The sequence below is a fragment of the Lachnoclostridium sp. An181 genome, assembly GCF_002160325.1.
Lineage (GTDB): Bacteria > Bacillota > Clostridia > Lachnospirales > Lachnospiraceae > An181.
In genome coordinates this window covers 98,223-116,973 of sequence record NZ_NFKJ01000002.1, presented here as the reverse complement: position 1 = coordinate 116,973, position 18,751 = coordinate 98,223, and the positions used below count along the sequence as shown (strand labels likewise).

The window sequence follows — 18,751 nt, the reverse complement described above, 5'->3', positions numbered from 1 at the left end:
TTCCTAGAACGAGTTTAGACAAGGGAAGGGGCATTAAAATTGGAAGAAAGAGAAATTTCCCAGGCGGTAATCCGACGCCTTCCAAGATATTACCGGTATCTTGGCGAGCTTTTGGAGAATGGGGTAGAGAGGATTTCGTCAAACGACTTGAGCAAAAAGATGAATGTGACCGCCTCCCAGATCCGGCAGGATTTAAATAATTTTGGAGGATTCGGTCAGCAGGGCTATGGTTACAATGTAAAATTTTTATATACGGAGATTGGAAAGATCCTGGGGCTGGACGAGACTCACAATATCGTTATCATCGGTGCAGGAAACTTAGGACAGGCGCTCGCCAATTATGCTGCTTTTGAGAAGAGGGGGTTTATGCTGAAGGGAATTTTCGATGTAAATCCTAGACTTGAAGGTATGACTATCCGGGGAGTGCCTGTTCAGATGATGGATGAATTGAAGAGATTTCTTGAGAAAAATAACATCGAAATTGCTGTATTGACCATTCCAAAGACAAAGGCAGTGGAGGTGGCGAATTTCCTTGTGGAAAACGGTGTGAAAGCCATCTGGAACTTTGCACACACAGATCTTAATCTGCCGGAAGAGATCATTGTGGAGAATGTGCATCTGTCGGAGAGTCTGATGCGTTTATCTTATAACATCTCCAGTTATAACAGAGAGCATACAAAATAACAACAGGATGTCGATTTTCACGAATGCGAAAAGTAGCGCTTTGCATGATGCGGCAGGGCAGATTGTGGGCTGCGCTGCTTTTCTTTTGATATAAAGGGGAGAAAAGCTATGAGATATTTACCAGGGGCAGCTCAGGCGAAAGCTGCCGATACATATACAATTGAAGAGATAAGAATTCCCTCCCTTGTGCTGATGGAAAGAGCTGCGTACGGGACTGTGCAGGCATTGGAAGACAGACTGAAAGAAAACTCAAGGATTTTAATTGTGTGTGGCAGCGGAAACAACGGGGGAGATGGATTTGCCGCAGCCAGGATCCTGCTCGGGAGAGGGCATATGGTACATACGGTGTTTGTCGGAAAAAAGGAATCCTGCACAAAAGAGACAAAAAGGCAGATGGCGATTTTCAGAAATTGCGGGGGGCGAATCCGTAAACAGATCGAGTACTTTGAATATGATATAGTAATCGATGCAGTTTTCGGTATTGGGCTTAGCAGGAGAATTGAAGGGCCTTATGCAAAACATATCCGCCAGATGAATGAGCTGGACGGGTTCAAGGTAGCCATGGATATTCCATCCGGTGTCAATTCGGACACAGGGGAGATCATGGGTATTGCATTTAAAGCGGATCTGACTGTTTCCTATGGATTTGAAAAGATGGGAATGACATTTTTCCCAGGGTGTCTGTATACGGGCAGAGTAGAGACTTTGGATATTGGAATCACAAGCCGTATATTTCAGAAGGACAAAAAAGTACCGTTTTGCTATGACAAACAGGATATCGGTATGATGTTTCCGAAACGAAAAGGAAATACGCACAAGGGAAGTTTCGGAAAACTTCTTCTTGTGGCCGGCAGCAGGGGAATGGCCGGGGCAGCCTACCTCTCGGCAAAAGCAGCCTATGCATCCGGAGCGGGTCTTGTGCAGATTTATACGCATGAGGATAACCGACAGATTCTGCAAAGCCTTATCCCGCAGGCAATCGTATCGTCCTACCAGGAGATTGACGAGGAGCAGATCAACCAATTGTGCGAATGGGCAGATGCAGTCGCCGTAGGACCTGGACTTGGAACAGAGGAGTTATCTGAGCAGGTGATGGATCAGGTGCTGAAGTATAACCGGAGGCCGTGCGTTATCGACGCGGACGGACTCAATCTTTTGAGCAGGCACGAAGGGTGGATGAAACGCTCAAAAATATCAGAAAACAAGTGGGTGTTGACTCCGCACATCAAGGAGATGAGCAGGCTTACCAAAAAGGATGTGTTTGACATCCAAAAGGATAGAAAGAAAATAGTGGAAACATTTGCATCTGAGCATGAGGTTATCTGCGTCTTAAAAGATGCTGTCACAGTTGCATCGGCAAAAGATGAAAGGCTTTACATCAATACATCAGGAAATGCGTCCATGGCAAAAGCAGGCTCCGGGGATGTTCTGACGGGAATGATAGGAGCCTTTTTGGCACAGGGAATGAAGGAGTATTTTGCTGCCACGGCAGGAGTATATCTGCACGGGCTGGCAGGGGACGATGCCAGTGAAAGGCGCGGCGACTATTCTGTACTTTCAGATGATCTGATAGATGGAATCGGGAATGTCATAAAAACAGCGAGAGAAGGTAGATAGTGTGAAGACTTACAGCAGAGTATACGCAAAAATAGATTTGGACGCCATTTTCTTCAATATGGAGCAAATGAAGAGAAATGTCGGCAAAAAGGCCGGGATTGTGGCAGTCATCAAAGCGGATGGTTATGGTCATGGCGCAGTCCCTATAGCAGTTGCACTGGAAAGCGCGGATTATGTCTGGGGATATGCTGTGGCAACGCTTGATGAGGCGGCACAGCTTCGCATCAATCATATTGAAAAACCCATATTGGTTCTTGGGTGCATTTTTCCGGACCAGTATGTTATGATGCTCAACGATGAAATCCGTATGAATGTCTATGAAGAAGAGATGGCACAGGCTATTTCCTATTTGGCACAGAAACTCGGAAAAACAGCATACATCCATATCAAGCTGGAGACAGGCATGGCAAGGCTTGGGTTTGATATCAACGAGGAGAGCATTGAGAGTATCAAGAGGATACAAAAACTTCCAAACATCTGTATGGAAGGGATTTTTACGCATTTTGCGCGTGCAGATGAAGAAGACAAAACTTTTACATACAGTCAGATAGAGAAGTATGACTGGATGGTGAAAAGACTGAAGGAAGAAGGAGTGGAGTTCCCATACCACCACTGTTCCAACAGTGCAGGGATCATAGATTTAAACGCGACAAATAAGGAGTTGGTGCGGGCAGGGATTTCCCTCTATGGGCTTTATCCTTCCAATGAGGTAAAAAAAGAAAATGTCCCTTTGAAACCTGCTTTGGAGCTCAAGTCCCATGTGGCGTTCGTAAAGTCCATTGACAAGGGAACTCCGGTAAGCTACGGTGGTACGTTCGTTGCCAAGAACAGGATGAATATAGCAACCATTCCGGTTGGGTATGGGGACGGATATCCAAGGAGCCTTTCCAATAAGGGCTATGTTCTGATCAAAGGCAAGAGGGCGCCGATCATCGGAAGAGTATGCATGGACCAGTTTATGGTGGATGTCTCTGATATTGAGGATGTCCGTTTTGGAGATGAGGTCGTCTTAGTCGGCAAAAGCGGAGGAGAAATCCTTCCTGTAGAGACGCTAAGCGAGCTCTCCGGACGATTTCCGTATGAATTTATCTGCAATTTGGGCAAACGTATTCCAAGAGTATATGTTCAAAACGGAAAGGTTACGGAGCAGATCGATTATTTTGAATAAAACAGGATAAAGAAAGATGTGCATGGAATACATCCCGAAAAGATGGAGATACTTTTTATATCTTAAATAAAATCGGAGAGTGAAAACAGTGCAGATTAAAAGGGGAGATATATTCTATGCAGATTTAAGTCCGGTCGTCGGCTCAGAACAAGGAGGTGTGCGCCCGGTGCTGATCATCCAAAACGACGTGGGGAACAGGCACAGTCCGACTGTGATCTGCGCCGCGATCACGTCCAGGATGAACAAGGCAAAACTGCCCACCCATGTGGAAGTGGATGCGTCCAGGTACCATATTGTAAAAAATTCGGTAATCTTGCTGGAGCAGATACGTACTATTGATAAACGGCGGCTTCGCGAGATGGTCTGCCATGTGGATGGAGAACTGATGGAGAAAGTTGATGAGGCTCTGAAAGTCAGTTTTGAGCTTCATACATAGAAAAAAGGAGAAACAATGGAAGAAGAAAAAAGTCTTCTGAAAAAGATGGCGGAAATGTTTTCAGATGACGATGATGAAGAAAATGTCTCAGAAGAGATCATGGCTTTGGCCAGAGTGGCAAAAGAGCAGCAGAAATTAAGTGCAGCCGAAGTGGAGAGATTAAGAAATATCCTGATGTTTTGCGAGAAAGACGTAAAGGATGCCATGAGCCACCGCAAAGATATTGTCGGAATCGATGAGGAGACGATTTTGGAGGATGCCATCCGTTTTATGTTAAAAGAGCGGTATTCCAGATTTCCAATTTATGAGGAGGATATTGACAATATCAAAGGGATTCTTCATATCAGGGATGCCATGCGCATGTACCTGATACCGGGGTGTCAAAGGCGTCCTTTAAAGGAGCTTGGAGCCTGCATTCAGAAGGTGAATTTCGTGCCGGAGACGCGCAGTGCAGAAAAAATGATGTCCCAGATGCAGAAGGGGAAAATGCATATGGCAGTTGTACTTGATGAGTATGGCCAGACGTCTGGGCTGATCACTATGGAAGACCTGGTGGAGGAGATTGTCGGAGATATTTTGGATGAATATGATAAAGAAGAATATCTCATCGTTCCGGACACAGACGGCTCTTACATTGTCCAGGGAAAGATAGAATTAGATGAACTTGGAAGAAGTCTTGGCATTACGTTTGAGTTTGACGAGGAGGACGATGAGTATGAGACACTGAACGGTTTTCTTGTATACCAGCTGGACAAAATTCCTTCGGAAGATGAAAAGTGCAGGGTTTCATATAAGGGGTATCTTTTTGAGGTTGTCCATGTAGTGGACAATGTGATACAGGAAGTGTGTGTCAGAAAAGAAGTGTAAAGATTGCGTTTCTTCGCTCTTGTCAGATGCAGGAAACAGTGATAGAATATACAAAGTTCGTAATTTCAGGAAAGATAAGTGAGGGATTAACAAATGTCAGGACATTCAAAATTTGCGAATATTAAACATAAAAAAGAAAAGAATGATGCAGCAAAGGGAAAAATCTTTACAAAGATTGGCCGTGAGATCGCTGTGGCAGTAAAAGAAGGCGGTGGAAGCGATCCGGCAAACAACAGCAGGCTGCGCGATGTCATTGCGAAAGCAAAAGCAAACAACATGCCGAACGACAATATCGAAAGAAGTATCAAAAAAGCGGCAGGGGATGCCAATGCATCCAATTACGAGCGTGTTACATATGAAGGATATGGCCCGAACGGAACAGCGATCATTGTAGAGGCGCTTACAGACAATAAAAACCGTACGGCATCCAATGTAAGAAATGCATTTACAAAGGGAAACGGGAATGTAGGGACACCTGGATGTGTTTCTTTCATGTTTGACAAAAAAGGACAGATCATCGTTGCAAAAGAAGATTGCGGGATGGATGCAGATGAGCTTATGATGCTGGCTCTCGACGCAGGCGCAGAAGACTTTTCTGAGGAAGAGGACAGTTTTGAGATTCTCACAGATCCGGATAATTTCAGCGATGTACGTCTTAATTTAGAAGAGCAGGGAATCAGCATGGCAGCCGCAGAGGTTACTATGATCCCGCAGACATGGGTAGAGCTTTCTGATGAAACAGACATCAAAAATATTCAGAAGACACTGGATCTTCTGGAGGAAGACGATGATGTCCAGGAAGTATACCATAACTGGGATGAATAAAAGATCAGGAAAGAGGAATCTATAAATTTGCAAACCAAAAGACTGGTAGCGTATCAAAGACAGATATGTTATCAGTCTTTATTAAATGCCGGGAGTATGGGCTGTAAAAAAGAGGTGTAAAAAGGATGCAGGAGATGAAAGGAAAGAAGAGGACATTGATTGCATGCGTGGACGACGCCATGGGGATGATGTTCAATCGAAGGAGATTAAGCCAGGACAAACGTGTTTTGGAGGATATTGGACAGATGTGTGACGGGGCGAAACTTTGGACTGCACCTTATTCCGAAAAACTTTTCAAAGAATACAAGGTTCATATTCAGATTTCAGAAGAATTTCTGAACCTTTGCGGGGAATCGGACTTTTGTTTCCTTGAGGATCGAAAAATTGGGGTGTACGAAGAGAGGATGTCCAAGATCATACTCTATTGTTGGAATCGCAAATATCCGTCGGACATCCAGCTGAACCTTGACTGGGATAAGTGGAAACTTGAAGGGCAAACAGAGTTTCCGGGTAATTCCCATGAGAAAATTACGAAACAATTATATATCAGGAGAGAAGATCGATGATAAGAAAATGGAAAAAGGGATTGTTACTGCCCATATTTGCATTGACAGTCTTGTTGTGTTCATGTGCGCAGGAAAACAATGGAGCAGCCAAATACAATGTGGCAAATGCAGAGTCTCTGGATGAGGTGCCGGAGTATGAAGGGGCACCGTATGTTGCCATAAATGGAAACGAACCTGAGTTTTCGGACAGTGAGCGACAGAAGACATCTTATGAAGAGTACAGCAGCCTGGACGGGCTTGGAAGGTGCCAAGTTGCAAAGGCAAATATTGGAGAGGACCTGATGCCCACAGAGAAAAGGGAGAGCATATCCGAGGTGAAACCAAGCGGATGGAAAAACAAAAAGTACGATAATGTGGACGGTGGATATCTCTATAACCGATGTCATCTGATCGGATTTCAGCTCACAGCAGAGAATGCAAACGAAAAAAATCTTATCACCGGAACGAGGTACATGAATACAGAAGGAATGCTGCCTTTTGAAAATATGGTGGCAGATTATATAAAAGAAACAGGAAACCATGTGCTGTACCGGGTGACTCCTATATATGAAGGAGACAATCTTGTGGCAAGCGGAGTACAGATGGAGGCAGAATCCGTGGAGGACAAAGGGGAGAGCATCTCCTTTAATGTATATGTGTACAATGTGCAGCCGGGCGTGGAAATTGACTATAAGACCGGGGACAATTGGCCGGCAGAAGATGAAAAGAGGGATACTGTCGATGAGACAGACTACATACTAAATACAAGCACAAAGAAATTTCACAAGCCGTTCTGTCCGGGGATACGGGATATGAAAGAGAAAAATAAAAAGAGTTTTACAGGGAAAAGAGAGAGCCTGATCAAGGATGGATACAGTCCGTGCGGCATGTGCAGACCGTAAATCTTGTGGAATCCTGCAATATTTATTATTGCTAAGACATAATAACAATGCTATACTATCATTCATAATGTAAAATTTTTATAAACTACCCAGGAAGGAGCTGGCAGCATGTACCAGAATTTAAAAGAAACTCTGGAGGAAATGTTTGAAAAAGGGCTGTCATTGCTGGAGAATTTTAACCGAGAAGAATACCGACAATCATTTTGTGATTATAAAGAAACTTACAAAACATTTTTAAATGAACAGCTTATCTGTCCATGCGGGAAAGAGACAGATGGGAAATGGATGGACAAGGTCAGCCGCATCATCCCGCAAAAAGCAGCGCGATTGCTTGATGTGTGCAGCACAAAGGCAGAACAAAACCAAGAGTTGTTGAAATATAATATGGCGATGTCAGTGTTTGTGCTCCCTGCATTTTGCGGACAGAAGGAGCCTGTATTTGAGATAGTATCGAAAAAAATGGTACAAGCATGGCAGGAGATGTTCGGGCAAAAGTTGAAGATCGTAGGGCCCGAGACCATTCTCGGTACTTTTCGTGAAAGGCTCTGCTATGTGACAACAGCAGTATGTCAGGGTGTTGGAAAGGCTGATGACTGCCGTGAGCTAGGAATGCTTAGAAGATACAGAGATGAATATCTGGTGAAAGAGTGCCATGAGGAAGAGCTTGTCAAAAGCTATTATAATATGGCCCCTACGATCGTCAACCGGATCAATCGGGAGAAAAATGCAAAAGAAATCTATCAGAACATTTGGGAGACTTATCTGCGGCCTTGTGTGTCTTTTATAGAAGAGGGAAAGATGGAGGAGTGCCGCGGTCTTTATACGAAGATGGTCACAAATCTCCGTGAACAATATTTATACACAAAGAAAGAGGAGGAGAACAATGGGCAGTAATTTTAAAATCGAGACAAAATGTATCCAGTCCGGGTGGCAGCCGAAAAAAGGGGAATCAAGGGTTATTCCGATTTATCAGAGCACAACGTTTAAATACGATACAAGTGAACAGATGGGACGTCTCTTTGATCTGGAGGATGAGGGATATTTTTACACACGTCTTCAGAATCCGACAAACGATGCAGTGGCAGCAAAGATCTGCGATCTGGAGGGCGGATATGCGGCAATGCTTACTTCCTCCGGACAGGCTGCAAACTTTTATGCAATCATGAATATCGCGGAGGCAGGGGATCATATTATCTGTGTTTCAGCCGTATACGGAGGTACTTATAATCTTTACGCTCACACGATCCGTAAGATGGGTGTGGAGGCTACGTTTGTTGAGCCTGATATTTCCAAAGAAGAGTTAAATGCTCTTTTCCGCGAAAATACAAAAGCAGTGTTTGGGGAGACGATTGCCAACCCTGCACTGGTGGTGCTTGACATTGAAAAATTTGCAGAAGCCGCACACGCACATGGAGTTCCTCTGATCATAGACAACACATTTGCAACGCCGATCAATTGCAGGCCTTTTGAGTGGGGAGCAGATATTGTCACCCATTCCACGACAAAATACATGGACGGACATGCGGTTGCAGTTGGTGGAGCGATCGTGGACAGCGGAAACTTTGACTGGATGGCACACAAAGAAAAATTCCCGGGACTTACTGCACCGGATGAAACATACCATGGCATTGTTTATGCAGAAAAATTTGGAAAAGGTGCCTATATTACAAAGGCAACTGCTCAGCTGATGAGGGATTTGGGCTCCATCCCTTCCCCGCAGAATGCATTTCTTTTGAATCTTGGACTTGAGACATTACATTTAAGAGTGCCAAGACATTGCGAGAATGCAAAAAAAGTGGCTGAGTTTTTAAAGACACAGGATAAAGTGGCATGGGTCAACTGCCCGATGCTTCCGGATGATGCACAGTATGCGCTTGCACAGAAATATATGCCAAACGGAACCTGCGGTGTCATCACCTTTGGGCTGAAAGGCGGAAGAGATGCTTCAGTGACCATGATGGATAATCTGAAACTTGCTGCGATCGTGACACATGTGGCGGATTCCCGTACTTGTGTCCTTCACCCTGCAAGCCACACACACAGACAGATGAACGATAAAGAGCTTCTTGAGGCTGGCGTTCAGCCGGATCTGATCCGTTTCAGCGTGGGCACGGAAAACGCAGACGACATTATTGCAGATTTAAAACAGGCTTTGGATGCAGTAAAATAGAGAATAAAACAAAAGACACTTCCACATAATAATGAAAAATGTGGAGGTGTTTTTTCATGGGTCAGGACAGAGAAAAAGAACAACAGGAGACAGAACAGATTAAAGAAGTGGGAAGTCTTGAGCTGGACGAACAGGGGAACAAGTATCACATCCAGCTTTTGACGATCATCGGTGAAATAGAAGGGCACGAGGCGGTTTCGGGCAATACAAAAGCAACAAAGTATGAACATCTTCTGCCAAAACTGGCGGAGATAGAGGAGAGCAGTGAAATTCAGGGAGTACTGATCTTGCTGAATACATTGGGCGGAGACGTGGAGGCAGGGCTTGCCATTGCAGAGATGATCGCATCTTTGAGTAAACCCACGGTGTCGCTTGTCCTTGGAGGCAGCCATTCCATCGGAGGCCCGCTTGCGGTTTCGGCAGACTATTCATTCATTGTCCCGACTGGCACAATGATCGTGCATCCGGTCCGGTCTTCCGGCATGTTCATCGGTGTCATGCAAAGTCTGAGGAATATGGAGCGCACACAGGACCGCATCACCGGGTTTATCGCAGGACATTCCCACATCAGCCAGAGAAGGCTTGAGGAGTTGATGCTGGACTCCAGACAGCTTGTCAAGGATGTAGGAACTTTGCTGGAAGGAGAGGAGGCGGTCCGGGAAGGAATCATCGATGAAGTGGGTGGAATCCGGGAAGCACTACAAAAGCTGCATGAATTGATTGATTCTCAGGAAAAAACTGTGAAAAAAGACAATTAAAAATATAATGACAGCTTTTCCCGCCAATGCTATAATAATATATGTATGTCTTTTATTTGAAATAAGGGGGAAGTTTTTAATGACTTCAAAGTCAACAAAGGGGAAAAGAAAGACTTCTGCAAAAAAAACGCAGACGAAAAGAAAAAATAATGCCAGGGGAAAGGGAAAAACAGCACAGCAGAATTTTATGAAAGATGAGATCATCCTGCTGTGCTCTCTTGGCTTTTGTATATTATTGCTGATCGGCAATTTCGGATTCGGAGGAGCTTTTGGAGATGCTCTGTCCGGATTCATGTTCGGAGTATTCGGAGTCATGGCTTATGTCATGCCGTTTCTTCTGTTTATCGGAATTGCCTTTTTCATATCCAACAGAGGGAATTCATCCGCGTACATAAAACTGACTGCAGGAACGGTATGTTTGTGCATGATCTGTACCTTTATGCAGCTTGTGATGGATGGATTCCGTGCCTCCAGGACGCTTTTGGAGTATTTTGACATATCAAAAAGATACCGCACAGAGGGCGGTATTGTGGGCGGTATGTTTGCCAAGCTTTTCTGCCCGGCTATCGGAGTGGTTGGCGCGTACATTATCGTTGTCCTTGTGATTCTCATTTGCGCTATCGTGATCACGGAAAAATCATTTTTAAAAATCATACAGTTTCACGGAACAAATGTATATCATGCGGCAAAGCAAGATGCAAAACGCAAAAAAGAGGAGCGTATGGAGAAACGTGCCAGAAAGCAGCAGCTTTTGGAGGAGAAGAAAGAAGAGGAGGCCAGAAAAATATCCGAGGCAAGCCTTCAAAATACAACATTGAAAAAGAAGAATGGACAGATGCACGAGATCCTGCCTGTAGAGGAGGAAAAGAAACAGGAAAATGTGTTCCAGGATGTCTCTTTTTCCAGTACACTGGACGAAAAAGAAGGAGAGTCTTTTGTCATCAACCGGGCGTTCCCATCCGTGGAAGATGCAGGGATTGGAGACGACAAATCAGAAGAAGGATTTTTGGATGATATTGCTGAAGAGGAAAATACGCAGAGTGTGAAGGAAAACAGAAGTGCCACAATACCTGTGGATGAGAAGGAAAGCGCAGTGGAGGTTGTACCAAAAGAAGTTATTCCGGTGAAAAAAATCTATCGATTTCCGCCGGTCTCTCTTCTCACAAAAGGGAAACATTCGGGCGGGGATTCGGATTCCCATTTAAGGGATACGGCCTTAAAACTGGAACAGACACTGGAGAGTTTTGGTGTGAAGGTTTCTGTCACAAATGTAAGCTGCGGACCTTCTGTGACACGCTATGAGATTCAGCCGGAGCAGGGAGTAAAGGTCAGTAAGATCGTTGGGCTTTCCGATGACATCAAGCTGAATCTTGCGGCTCCGGACATCCGTATTGAGGCGCCGATTCCGGGGAAGGCTGCGGTAGGGATTGAGGTTCCGAACAAAGAGAACACAGCCGTGATGCTCAGAGACCTTCTTGAGAGCAGGGAGTTTAAAAATCATCCTTCAAACATTGCATTTGCAGCAGGAAGAGACATTGCCGGGAAGGTGGTTGTGGCGGATATCCAGAAGATGCCCCATCTTTTGATCGCAGGAGCAACGGGGTCAGGAAAGTCAGTGTGTATCAACACTCTGATCATAAGTATCCTATATAAAGCGAGCCCGGAAGACGTTAAATTGATCATGATAGACCCAAAAGTCGTGGAGCTGAGCGTTTACAATGGGATTCCGCATTTGATGATCCCAGTTGTAACAGATCCGAAGAAGGCAGCAGGAGCTCTCAATTGGGCGGTTATCGAGATGACAAAAAGGTACCAGCTGTTTGCGGAATACAATGTCAGAGATTTAAAAGGATACAATGACAAGATCGAGACGATAAAAAAAGACGGACAGGAGAGCGGCAAACCAAGAAAAATGCCGCAGATTGTCATCATTGTCGATGAGCTTGCAGACCTTATGATGGTGGCTCCTGGAGATGTGGAGGAGGCGATCTGCAGACTGGCCCAGCTTGCGAGGGCAGCGGGTATCCACCTTGTGATCGCGACCCAGCGTCCGTCTGTAAATGTTATCACAGGCCTTATCAAGGCTAACATGCCGTCCAGAATCGCATTCTCTGTGACTTCAGGCGTGGATTCCCGAACCATTATCGATATGAATGGAGCTGAAAAATTGCTTGGAAAAGGGGACATGCTTTTCTATCCTGCTGGTTATCAAAAACCGGCGCGTGTACAGGGGGCGTTTGTTTCCGACAAGGAAGTCCAAAAAGTGGTAAATTATCTGCTGAAACAAAACGGAGATGTGCATTATGATGAAGAAATTTCCAGCCACATGGATCAAGTGTCCCAGGGGACAGCTGCAGCTGGCGTATCAGGAAGTCAAAACGATCGGGATGTCTACTTTGTTGATGCAGGGAAGTTTATCATTGAAAAGGATAAAGCAAGCATCGGAATGCTTCAGAGAGTATTTAAGATTGGTTTCAACCGTGCTGCCAGAATTATGGACCAGCTTTGCGAAGCCGGCGTGGTGGGTGAAGAGGAAGGAACAAAACCAAGAAAAGTACTTATGACAATGGAGGAGTTTGAAAGATATATTGAAGATTATGTTTAGAGTTACCAAAAGTTCAGAGAAAGAAAGGGATTGACAGATGAAGACAGATATTCAGATTGCACAGGAAAACAAAATGGAACTTATCAAAAATGTAGCGGCAAGCATCGGTATTGCAGAGGATGAGCTGGAATTATATGGAAAATATAAGGCAAAGCTTTCCGATGAGCTTGAGGAAAAGACAAGGGACAATCCTAACGGAAAACTTGTCCTTGTGACTGCGATCAATCCTACGCCTGCAGGGGAGGGAAAGACAACGATCACAGTTGGGCTTGGACAAGCCATGGCAAAACTTGGGCAAAAAGCTATGATAGCGCTTAGAGAGCCTTCCCTTGGACCTTGCTTTGGGATCAAAGGCGGAGCTGCAGGTGGCGGGTATGCACAGGTTGTGCCGATGGAGGAATTGAATTTACACTTTACCGGTGATTTCCACGCTATTACTTCAGCCAATAATCTTCTGGCAGCATTGCTTGACAACCATATTCAGCAGGGAAATACTCTCGGAATCGACCCAAGACAGGTGGTATGGAAACGCTGCCTTGATATGAATGACAGGGTTCTTCGGAATGTGGTGGTAGGTCTTGGCGCAAAAGCGGACGGTGTGGTGAGAGAAGACCACTTTGTCATCACTGTTGCTTCAGAGATCATGGCAATCCTATGTCTTGCAGATGATATCAATGATCTGAAACAAAGACTTTCTAAAATTATTGTTGCCTATAATTACCAGGGCGAACCGGTAACCGCAGAAGATCTTCATGCAGTTGGGGCGATGACTGCGCTTTTGAAGGATGCCATCAAACCAAACTTGATCCAGACATTAGAGCACACACCGGCGCTTGTGCATGGTGGACCTTTTGCAAACATCGCGCACGGATGTAACAGTGTGCGTGCTACAAAAATGGCTTTGAAATTGAGTGATATTGCCATTACAGAGGCCGGATTCGGGGCAGACCTTGGCGCTGAGAAATTCTTTGACATCAAGTGCAGAAAGGCCGGACTGAAACCGGATGCTGTTGTACTCGTGGCAACTGTCCGGGCATTGAAATACAACGGAGGCGTGGCAAAGGCCGATTTATCCAATGAAAATCTTGACGCTTTGAAAAAGGGAATTGTCAATCTTGGAAAACATATTGAGAATATTCAGAAATATCATCTTCCCGTCATTGTCACTTTGAATGCATTTTCCGCGGACACGGAAATGGAGATCGCATTTGTAGAAGAGTACTGTAAGGAAAGAGGATGCGAATTTGCGTTAGCAAAAGTCTGGGAAAAAGGCGGAGAAGGAGGAATCGAGCTGGCAAAGAAAGTGCTGGACGTACTGGATAATACAAAAGAGAATGATTTCCAGGTTCTCTATCCGGATGAAATGTCTCTGGATAAAAAGATAGAGACCATTGCAAAAGAAATCTACGGAGCAGACGGAGTGGAATTTAGCGCTGCAGCAAAAAAACAGCTGGAGAAAATTGAGGGCATGGGATTTGCAAATCTGCCTGTTTGTATGGCGAAAAACCAGTATTCTCTCTCCGATGATGCCACCTTACTTGGACGTCCGGAAGGATTTAAGATCCATATCCGTGAAGTCTATGTCAATGCCGGGGCGGGCTTTGTTGTTGCCCTGACGGGAACAGTCATGACAATGCCTGGACTTCCGAAAGTTCCTGCAGCGAACAATATTGATGTGGATGAAAACGGCACGATCGTAGGGCTGTTTTAAGAAAATAAACAGAAATCAAAAGAAAAGGTGCGGATAGTATGACACAGATGATAGATGGAAAGGCGATTTCAGCAAAGATAAAGGAAGAGTTAAAAGCGGAAGTTGGCCAAAAAAAAGAAGAGGGAAAAGAAATCTGCCTGGCGGTGGTACAGGTGGGAAATGATGCGGCATCCTGCGTGTATGTAAATAACAAAAAGAAGGCATGCGCATTTGTTGGAATCAAATCCCTTGCCTATGAGTTGGAAGAAACAGTTTCAGAGGAGGAACTGCTTTTACTCATCGAGAAACTAAATCAGGACGAAAAGGTGAATGGGATTTTGGTTCAGCTTCCTTTGCCGGAACATATTTCAGAGGAGCGCGTGATCAATGCAATCTCTCCTTCCAAGGATGTGGATGGATTCCATCCTGTGAATGTAGGAAATTTATGTATCGGAAGAAAAGGATTTCTGCCTTGTACACCTGCGGGCATTATCCAGCTTTTAAAACGCTCAGGAGTGGAGATTGAGGGAAAAGAGTGTGTGGTGATAGGGCGCAGCAATATCGTTGGAAAACCAATGCAGATGCTGTTGCTTAGGGAAAATGGAACTGTTACCATCGCACATTCCAGGACAAAGAACCTCAAAGAAGTTGCTAAGAGAGCGGATATTCTTGTGGTTGCTGTCGGAAAACCCAAATTTATTACGGCTGATTTTGTAAAAGAAGGAGCTGTAGTCATTGACGTTGGAATACACAGGAATAATGAAAATAAATTGTGTGGGGACGTGGATTTTGATTCCGTAAAGGAAAAAGCGTCAGCGATCACACCAGTGCCGGGAGGAGTAGGACCAATGACGATAGCGATGCTGATGAATAATTGCGTAGAGACAATACGGAATTAGGAGGCGCGTAAGATGAAGTGTAGATATTGTGGATGTGAAATCCCGGACGGCTATGTATACTGTGAACGATGCGGAAGAGAAGTACAGATGGTTCCGGATTATAATCCTCTGGATGATATTTTAACTTCACATGTGAACGGTACATCGGGCCAATACAATAGGGGCAGAGTTTCTTATACATACTCAAGCACAAGGCAGTCCGCGGCATCCAGGATGCTGGAAGAGCAGGAGAGGGAGGCCGAAGAAAGAGAGACTGCAAGAAGAAGGCGCGTGGCAAGACAGAGAAAAGAGAAAAGAAGAAAAGAATTAAAAGCCAGGAGGAGAAAGCTGATTCTTTGTATGGTTCTTTTTGTGGCAGTTCTTATTCTTGGAATTTATCTTCTGTATTCCAATTCCTATACAGGGATTGTAAACAGAGGAAATTCAGCTTTGGTTTCAAAAAATTACGAGAAAGCAGAGCAATGCTTTGAAAAGGCTATTCAAAAGAATGGTGTGAAAGTGGATGCATATAGAGGGCTTGTGAAAGTATACCTTGCAAGAGGAGAGGAGAACAAAGCTGAACAGGTCTATGAGGATGCGGTTAGTGAACATCCTGGAGAGACGGAATTGTATCGTGCAGCCATTGAATTTTACATGGACAATGATGAACTGGAAAAGGTTTCAGAGCTGATGGCAGATTGTGCATATCCGGAGGTAACGGATGCCCTGTCACAATACGTGTCCTCCCCGCCGAAGTTCAGTCTTGAAGAAGGGGATTATGAAGAAGTCCAGGAGCTTAAGCTTACCTCGTCAGGAGAGCAGATTTATTATACTCTGGACGGAAAAGAGCCGACAACTGCCAGCACAAAATATAATAAACCGATTCCGCTGAAAGAAGGGACAACGATCGTCAAGGCAATGTCTGTCAATGCAAAAGGCATTCCAAGTTCTGTGATCTCAAAAAGCTATGTTGTTCAGTTTCCAACTCAGGATGCGCCGGCAGTGACTCCTTCGACAGGAAAATATAGTGAGCCTACGAAGATTTCCATTATCGTTCCGGAAGGATACACAGCTTATTATACCCTGGATGGAAGTGCACCTACAAAGTCATCCAAAGAGTATACCGGGCCGATCGACATGCCGGAAGGAAATACCATTTTCACAGCAGTGCTCATCAATGGAGAGCGGACAAGCGAAGTGACGAAAAGAAACTATGAATTGACAATTGAAAGATAAATTAGAGAAACAGACCATTGTATACATTGCGAAAACAATGGTCTTTTTTTATGGAAGTTATTGAGTAAAATGTAGAAAAGTAGTATAATTCAAGACAGGTAAAAATTTAACAATCTAGCACAGACAGGAGATGCAATAATTATGATGAGATTTACATTACCAAGAGACATTTATTACGGAAAGGATGCTTTGGAGCAGCTCAAAACTTTGAAAGGGAAAAAAGCAATGCTGGTGCTTGGAGGCGGCTCCATGAAACGTTTTGGATTCGTTGACAAAGTGCTTGCGTATTTAAAAGAAGCGGGAATCGAAGTACAGTTGTTTGAAAATGTAGAGCCGGATCCATCCGTAGAGACTGTTATGAAAGGCGCTGCAGCGATGAGAGAATTTGAGCCGGATTGGATTATTTCCATGGGCGGCGGTTCACCGATTGATGCTGCAAAAGCAATGTGGGTATTCTATGAATATCCTGACACTACTTTTGATGAGATTATCCAGCCGTTTTCATTCCCGACATTGAGAACAAAGGCAAAATTTTTGGCAATTCCATCTACATCCGGAACAGCTACGGAAGTGACTGCATTCTCTGTTATCACAGACTACAAGACAGGTATCAAATATCCTCTTGCTGATTTCAATATCACACCGGACGTAGCAATCGTAGATCCTGCTCTTGCAGAGACAATGCCTGAAAAATTGACAGCTCATACAGGTATGGATGCGCTGACACATGCAATTGAGGCATATGTGTCTACACTGAACTCACCATTTACAGATCCACTTGCGCTCAAAGCAATTGATATGGTATTTACATATCTGCCGGATTCCTACAATAAAGATATGGCTGCGAGAGAGCAGATGCACTATGCACAATGTCTGGCAGGAATGGCATTTTCCAACGCGCTTTTGGGAATCGTACATTCCATGGCACACAAGACAGGTGCAGCATTCTCAACCGGACACATTCCACATGGATGCGCAAATGCCATTTATCTTCCATATGTCATCAAGTACAATGCAAAAGATGCGACTGCATTGAAACGTTACGGCGATATCGCAAGGTTCATTGGACTTAAGGGCGATACAGATGAAGAATTGATGCTGGCGCTTTGTGCTAAGATTGATGAGTACAATGTAAAATTAAATATTCCGAAGACACTCAAAGAATTTGGAATCGATGAGGCAGAATTCAAAGAAAAGATTGCCGAGATTTCCAAAAATGCAGTTGGAGATGCATGTACAGGTTCTAACCCAAGAGCAATCGATCCGGCTACAATGGAAAAATTGTTCACATGCATTTACTATGGAGAAGAAGTAGATTTTTAACATTGAAACATAACCCCTATTAACTCATAAGAATAGTATAAACGGGAGTCTGTGATTTGTGTAGATCACAGGCTCCCGTCTATTATTTATTTCGAAAGACCCAAAGGTCTTTGATCTGTCCCTGGATTTTCGAGAAATCCCAGAGTTTTTCTGAATTTGCTTTGCTGTTTGGGTCATTTACTTTTAGTTTTCCATCCTCATATCCAGTGAATATGATGAAGTGTCCGGAAGAGGTAAAATCTCCAGGCCCCATGACGGCTACGATTGGATTTCCAACCTGAAGGTTATTGATAATGCGCTGTTCATCCAGAGGGATTTCTGTCACATCAAAGCCAAGTTCCCTTCCGCCTTCGGAAAATAAAGTCCAGAAAGATCCACTGCCTTCAGAGGCATAGCCATGAGAGGTGGCGAATTCACCCATCCAGCCGGGATCCATGGAAGTGTCTTTGGTAAGATACACTGCAACCATGGAGAGACAGGTAGGGCCGCAGCCACTAAGACCAAACAGGTCGCCGGCATACTGGTCATACCCCCAGCGTTGATCCCATTGCAGGAAAAGTGGAACAGAAGAAGTATCCGTGCCGCTCAAATCCACAGCAGATGGGTTATCCTTTGCAAAGGGATATTCAAAGACAAATGTTTTGGTTTCCGGATTTCGTTTGTAAAGTTCAATGAGTTCTTTTGGGTAATCAGAGAGTGAAAGCCCATGTTCTGCGGCATATTCTTCTAACTTTGCCTCACCGATAAAAGGAATGGAGGTTACCGCAGTGTGATACAGATCTTTCATGTTAAGAGCCGCTATTACCAAAATGCAGCCTATGATCAATATGGCCATCCGACGGAAAAAACTTCGTTTCTGACGTTTTCGCTTTTTCAGATTTCCTGATGGATGCCTTTTGGGGTACGTGGATCTGGAATGCCTATGATTTGAAGTTGCTGCATATGTTTTCATAAAAAAATCATCCTTTCTAGCCTTCGTTGTAAATAGAATACCAAAAAGGATGCTTTCTTTTTCTCATATTTACGGACAAAACTCCTCATTTTTTT

17 protein-coding genes are annotated in these 18,751 nt (G+C 44.3%); 16 read left to right on the top strand and 1 reads right to left on the bottom strand.

The window, feature by feature from the left end; all coding sequences use genetic code 11:
• Positions 1 to 39: 39 nt before the first annotated feature.
• The 16 genes from B5F18_RS01840 (at position 40) to B5F18_RS01765 (ending at position 17,704) form a co-directional block, all read left to right on the top strand.
• Positions 40 to 684 (top strand): redox-sensing transcriptional repressor Rex, encoded by a 645-nt coding sequence (locus B5F18_RS01840; protein WP_087155954.1) that lies wholly within the window; start codon positions 40 to 42, stop codon positions 682 to 684.
• 108 nt (positions 685 to 792) lie between these two features.
• Positions 793 to 2,301: an NAD(P)H-hydrate dehydratase gene (locus B5F18_RS01835; RefSeq protein WP_087155953.1), complete on the top strand. Its 1,509-nt coding sequence runs from the start codon at positions 793 to 795 to the stop codon at positions 2,299 to 2,301.
• A gap of 1 nt (position 2,302) precedes the next feature.
• On the top strand, positions 2,303 to 3,469 hold the full coding sequence (gene alr, locus B5F18_RS01830) for an alanine racemase (RefSeq protein WP_087155952.1): 1,167 nt from the start codon (positions 2,303 to 2,305) through the stop codon (positions 3,467 to 3,469).
• An 88-nt stretch (positions 3,470 to 3,557) separates the two neighbouring features.
• Positions 3,558 to 3,905, top strand: coding sequence for a type II toxin-antitoxin system PemK/MazF family toxin (locus B5F18_RS01825; RefSeq protein WP_087155951.1), 348 nt, complete (start codon positions 3,558 to 3,560; stop codon positions 3,903 to 3,905).
• A gap of 15 nt (positions 3,906 to 3,920) precedes the next feature.
• A complete protein-coding gene (locus B5F18_RS01820) occupies positions 3,921 to 4,772 on the top strand; it encodes a hemolysin family protein (RefSeq protein WP_087155950.1) in 852 nt (283 codons plus the stop codon).
• A 93-nt stretch (positions 4,773 to 4,865) separates the two neighbouring features.
• A complete protein-coding gene (locus B5F18_RS01815) occupies positions 4,866 to 5,597 on the top strand; it encodes a YebC/PmpR family DNA-binding transcriptional regulator (RefSeq protein WP_087155949.1) in 732 nt (243 codons plus the stop codon).
• Positions 5,598 to 5,722: 125 nt separating this feature from the next.
• Positions 5,723 to 6,163, top strand: a complete 441-nt coding sequence (locus B5F18_RS01810) for a hypothetical protein (protein ID WP_242955779.1) — start codon at positions 5,723 to 5,725, stop codon at positions 6,161 to 6,163.
• Positions 6,163 to 7,044, top strand: coding sequence for a DNA/RNA non-specific endonuclease (locus tag B5F18_RS01805; RefSeq protein ID WP_442911363.1), 882 nt, complete (start codon positions 6,163 to 6,165; stop codon positions 7,042 to 7,044). The genes B5F18_RS01810 and B5F18_RS01805 overlap by 1 nt, the downstream gene beginning before the upstream one ends.
• Before the next feature lie 108 nt (positions 7,045 to 7,152).
• Positions 7,153 to 7,938 (top strand): CFI-box-CTERM domain-containing protein, encoded by a 786-nt coding sequence (locus tag B5F18_RS01800; RefSeq protein WP_087155947.1) that lies wholly within the window; start codon positions 7,153 to 7,155, stop codon positions 7,936 to 7,938.
• A complete protein-coding gene (locus B5F18_RS01795; protein WP_087155946.1) occupies positions 7,928 to 9,214 on the top strand; it encodes an O-acetylhomoserine aminocarboxypropyltransferase/cysteine synthase family protein in 1,287 nt (428 codons plus the stop codon). Before B5F18_RS01800 ends, B5F18_RS01795 begins: the two co-directional genes overlap by 11 nt.
• Positions 9,215 to 9,270: 56 nt before the next feature.
• On the top strand, positions 9,271 to 9,972 hold the full coding sequence (locus B5F18_RS01790; protein ID WP_087155945.1) for a ClpP family protease: 702 nt from the start codon (positions 9,271 to 9,273) through the stop codon (positions 9,970 to 9,972).
• A 79-nt stretch (positions 9,973 to 10,051) separates the two neighbouring features.
• Entirely contained in the window at positions 10,052 to 12,577 is a 2,526-nt protein-coding gene (locus B5F18_RS01785; RefSeq protein WP_087155944.1) for an FtsK/SpoIIIE family DNA translocase, read from the top strand.
• Between the two features lie 37 nt (positions 12,578 to 12,614).
• Positions 12,615 to 14,288 (top strand): formate--tetrahydrofolate ligase, encoded by a 1,674-nt coding sequence (locus tag B5F18_RS01780; protein ID WP_087155943.1) that lies wholly within the window; start codon positions 12,615 to 12,617, stop codon positions 14,286 to 14,288.
• Positions 14,289 to 14,326: 38 nt separating this feature from the next.
• On the top strand, positions 14,327 to 15,166 hold the full coding sequence (gene folD / locus B5F18_RS01775) for a bifunctional methylenetetrahydrofolate dehydrogenase/methenyltetrahydrofolate cyclohydrolase FolD (RefSeq protein ID WP_087155942.1): 840 nt from the start codon (positions 14,327 to 14,329) through the stop codon (positions 15,164 to 15,166).
• A gap of 12 nt (positions 15,167 to 15,178) precedes the next feature.
• Positions 15,179 to 16,381: a chitobiase/beta-hexosaminidase C-terminal domain-containing protein gene (locus tag B5F18_RS01770; RefSeq protein WP_087155941.1), complete on the top strand. Its 1,203-nt coding sequence runs from the start codon at positions 15,179 to 15,181 to the stop codon at positions 16,379 to 16,381.
• A 141-nt stretch (positions 16,382 to 16,522) separates the two neighbouring features.
• Positions 16,523 to 17,704 carry an iron-containing alcohol dehydrogenase gene (locus tag B5F18_RS01765; RefSeq protein ID WP_087155940.1) on the top strand — a complete coding sequence of 394 codons (1,182 nt, stop codon included), beginning with the start codon at positions 16,523 to 16,525 and terminating at the stop codon, positions 17,702 to 17,704.
• An 82-nt stretch (positions 17,705 to 17,786) separates the two neighbouring features.
• Here B5F18_RS01765 and B5F18_RS01760 read toward each other — a convergent pair whose 3' ends face one another.
• A complete protein-coding gene (locus tag B5F18_RS01760; protein WP_087155939.1) occupies positions 17,787 to 18,656 on the bottom strand; it encodes a C39 family peptidase in 870 nt (289 codons plus the stop codon).
• Positions 18,657 to 18,751: the final 95 nt, after the last annotated feature.

Excerpts from the sequence above, each read along its gene's own strand:
- B5F18_RS01810 (WP_242955779.1), top strand. The coding sequence starts at position 5,723 with ATGCAGGAGATGAAAGGAAAGAAGAGGACATTGATTGCATGCGTGGAC.
- B5F18_RS01790 (WP_087155945.1), top strand. The coding sequence starts at position 9,271 with ATGGGTCAGGACAGAGAAAAAGAACAACAGGAGACAGAACAGATTAAA.
- B5F18_RS01820 (WP_087155950.1), top strand. The coding sequence starts at position 3,921 with ATGGAAGAAGAAAAAAGTCTTCTGAAAAAGATGGCGGAAATGTTTTCA.
- B5F18_RS01760 (WP_087155939.1), bottom strand. The coding sequence starts at position 18,656 with ATGAAAACATATGCAGCAACTTCAAATCATAGGCATTCCAGATCCACG.
- B5F18_RS01815 (WP_087155949.1), top strand. The coding sequence starts at position 4,866 with ATGTCAGGACATTCAAAATTTGCGAATATTAAACATAAAAAAGAAAAG.
- folD (WP_087155942.1), top strand. The coding sequence starts at position 14,327 with ATGACACAGATGATAGATGGAAAGGCGATTTCAGCAAAGATAAAGGAA.
- B5F18_RS01770 (WP_087155941.1), top strand. The coding sequence starts at position 15,179 with ATGAAGTGTAGATATTGTGGATGTGAAATCCCGGACGGCTATGTATAC.
- B5F18_RS01785 (WP_087155944.1), top strand. The coding sequence starts at position 10,052 with ATGACTTCAAAGTCAACAAAGGGGAAAAGAAAGACTTCTGCAAAAAAA.
- B5F18_RS01795 (WP_087155946.1), top strand. The coding sequence starts at position 7,928 with ATGGGCAGTAATTTTAAAATCGAGACAAAATGTATCCAGTCCGGGTGG.
- B5F18_RS01780 (WP_087155943.1), top strand. The coding sequence starts at position 12,615 with ATGAAGACAGATATTCAGATTGCACAGGAAAACAAAATGGAACTTATC.
- B5F18_RS01835 (WP_087155953.1), top strand. The coding sequence starts at position 793 with ATGAGATATTTACCAGGGGCAGCTCAGGCGAAAGCTGCCGATACATAT.
- B5F18_RS01800 (WP_087155947.1), top strand. The coding sequence starts at position 7,153 with ATGTACCAGAATTTAAAAGAAACTCTGGAGGAAATGTTTGAAAAAGGG.
- B5F18_RS01765 (WP_087155940.1), top strand. The coding sequence starts at position 16,523 with ATGATGAGATTTACATTACCAAGAGACATTTATTACGGAAAGGATGCT.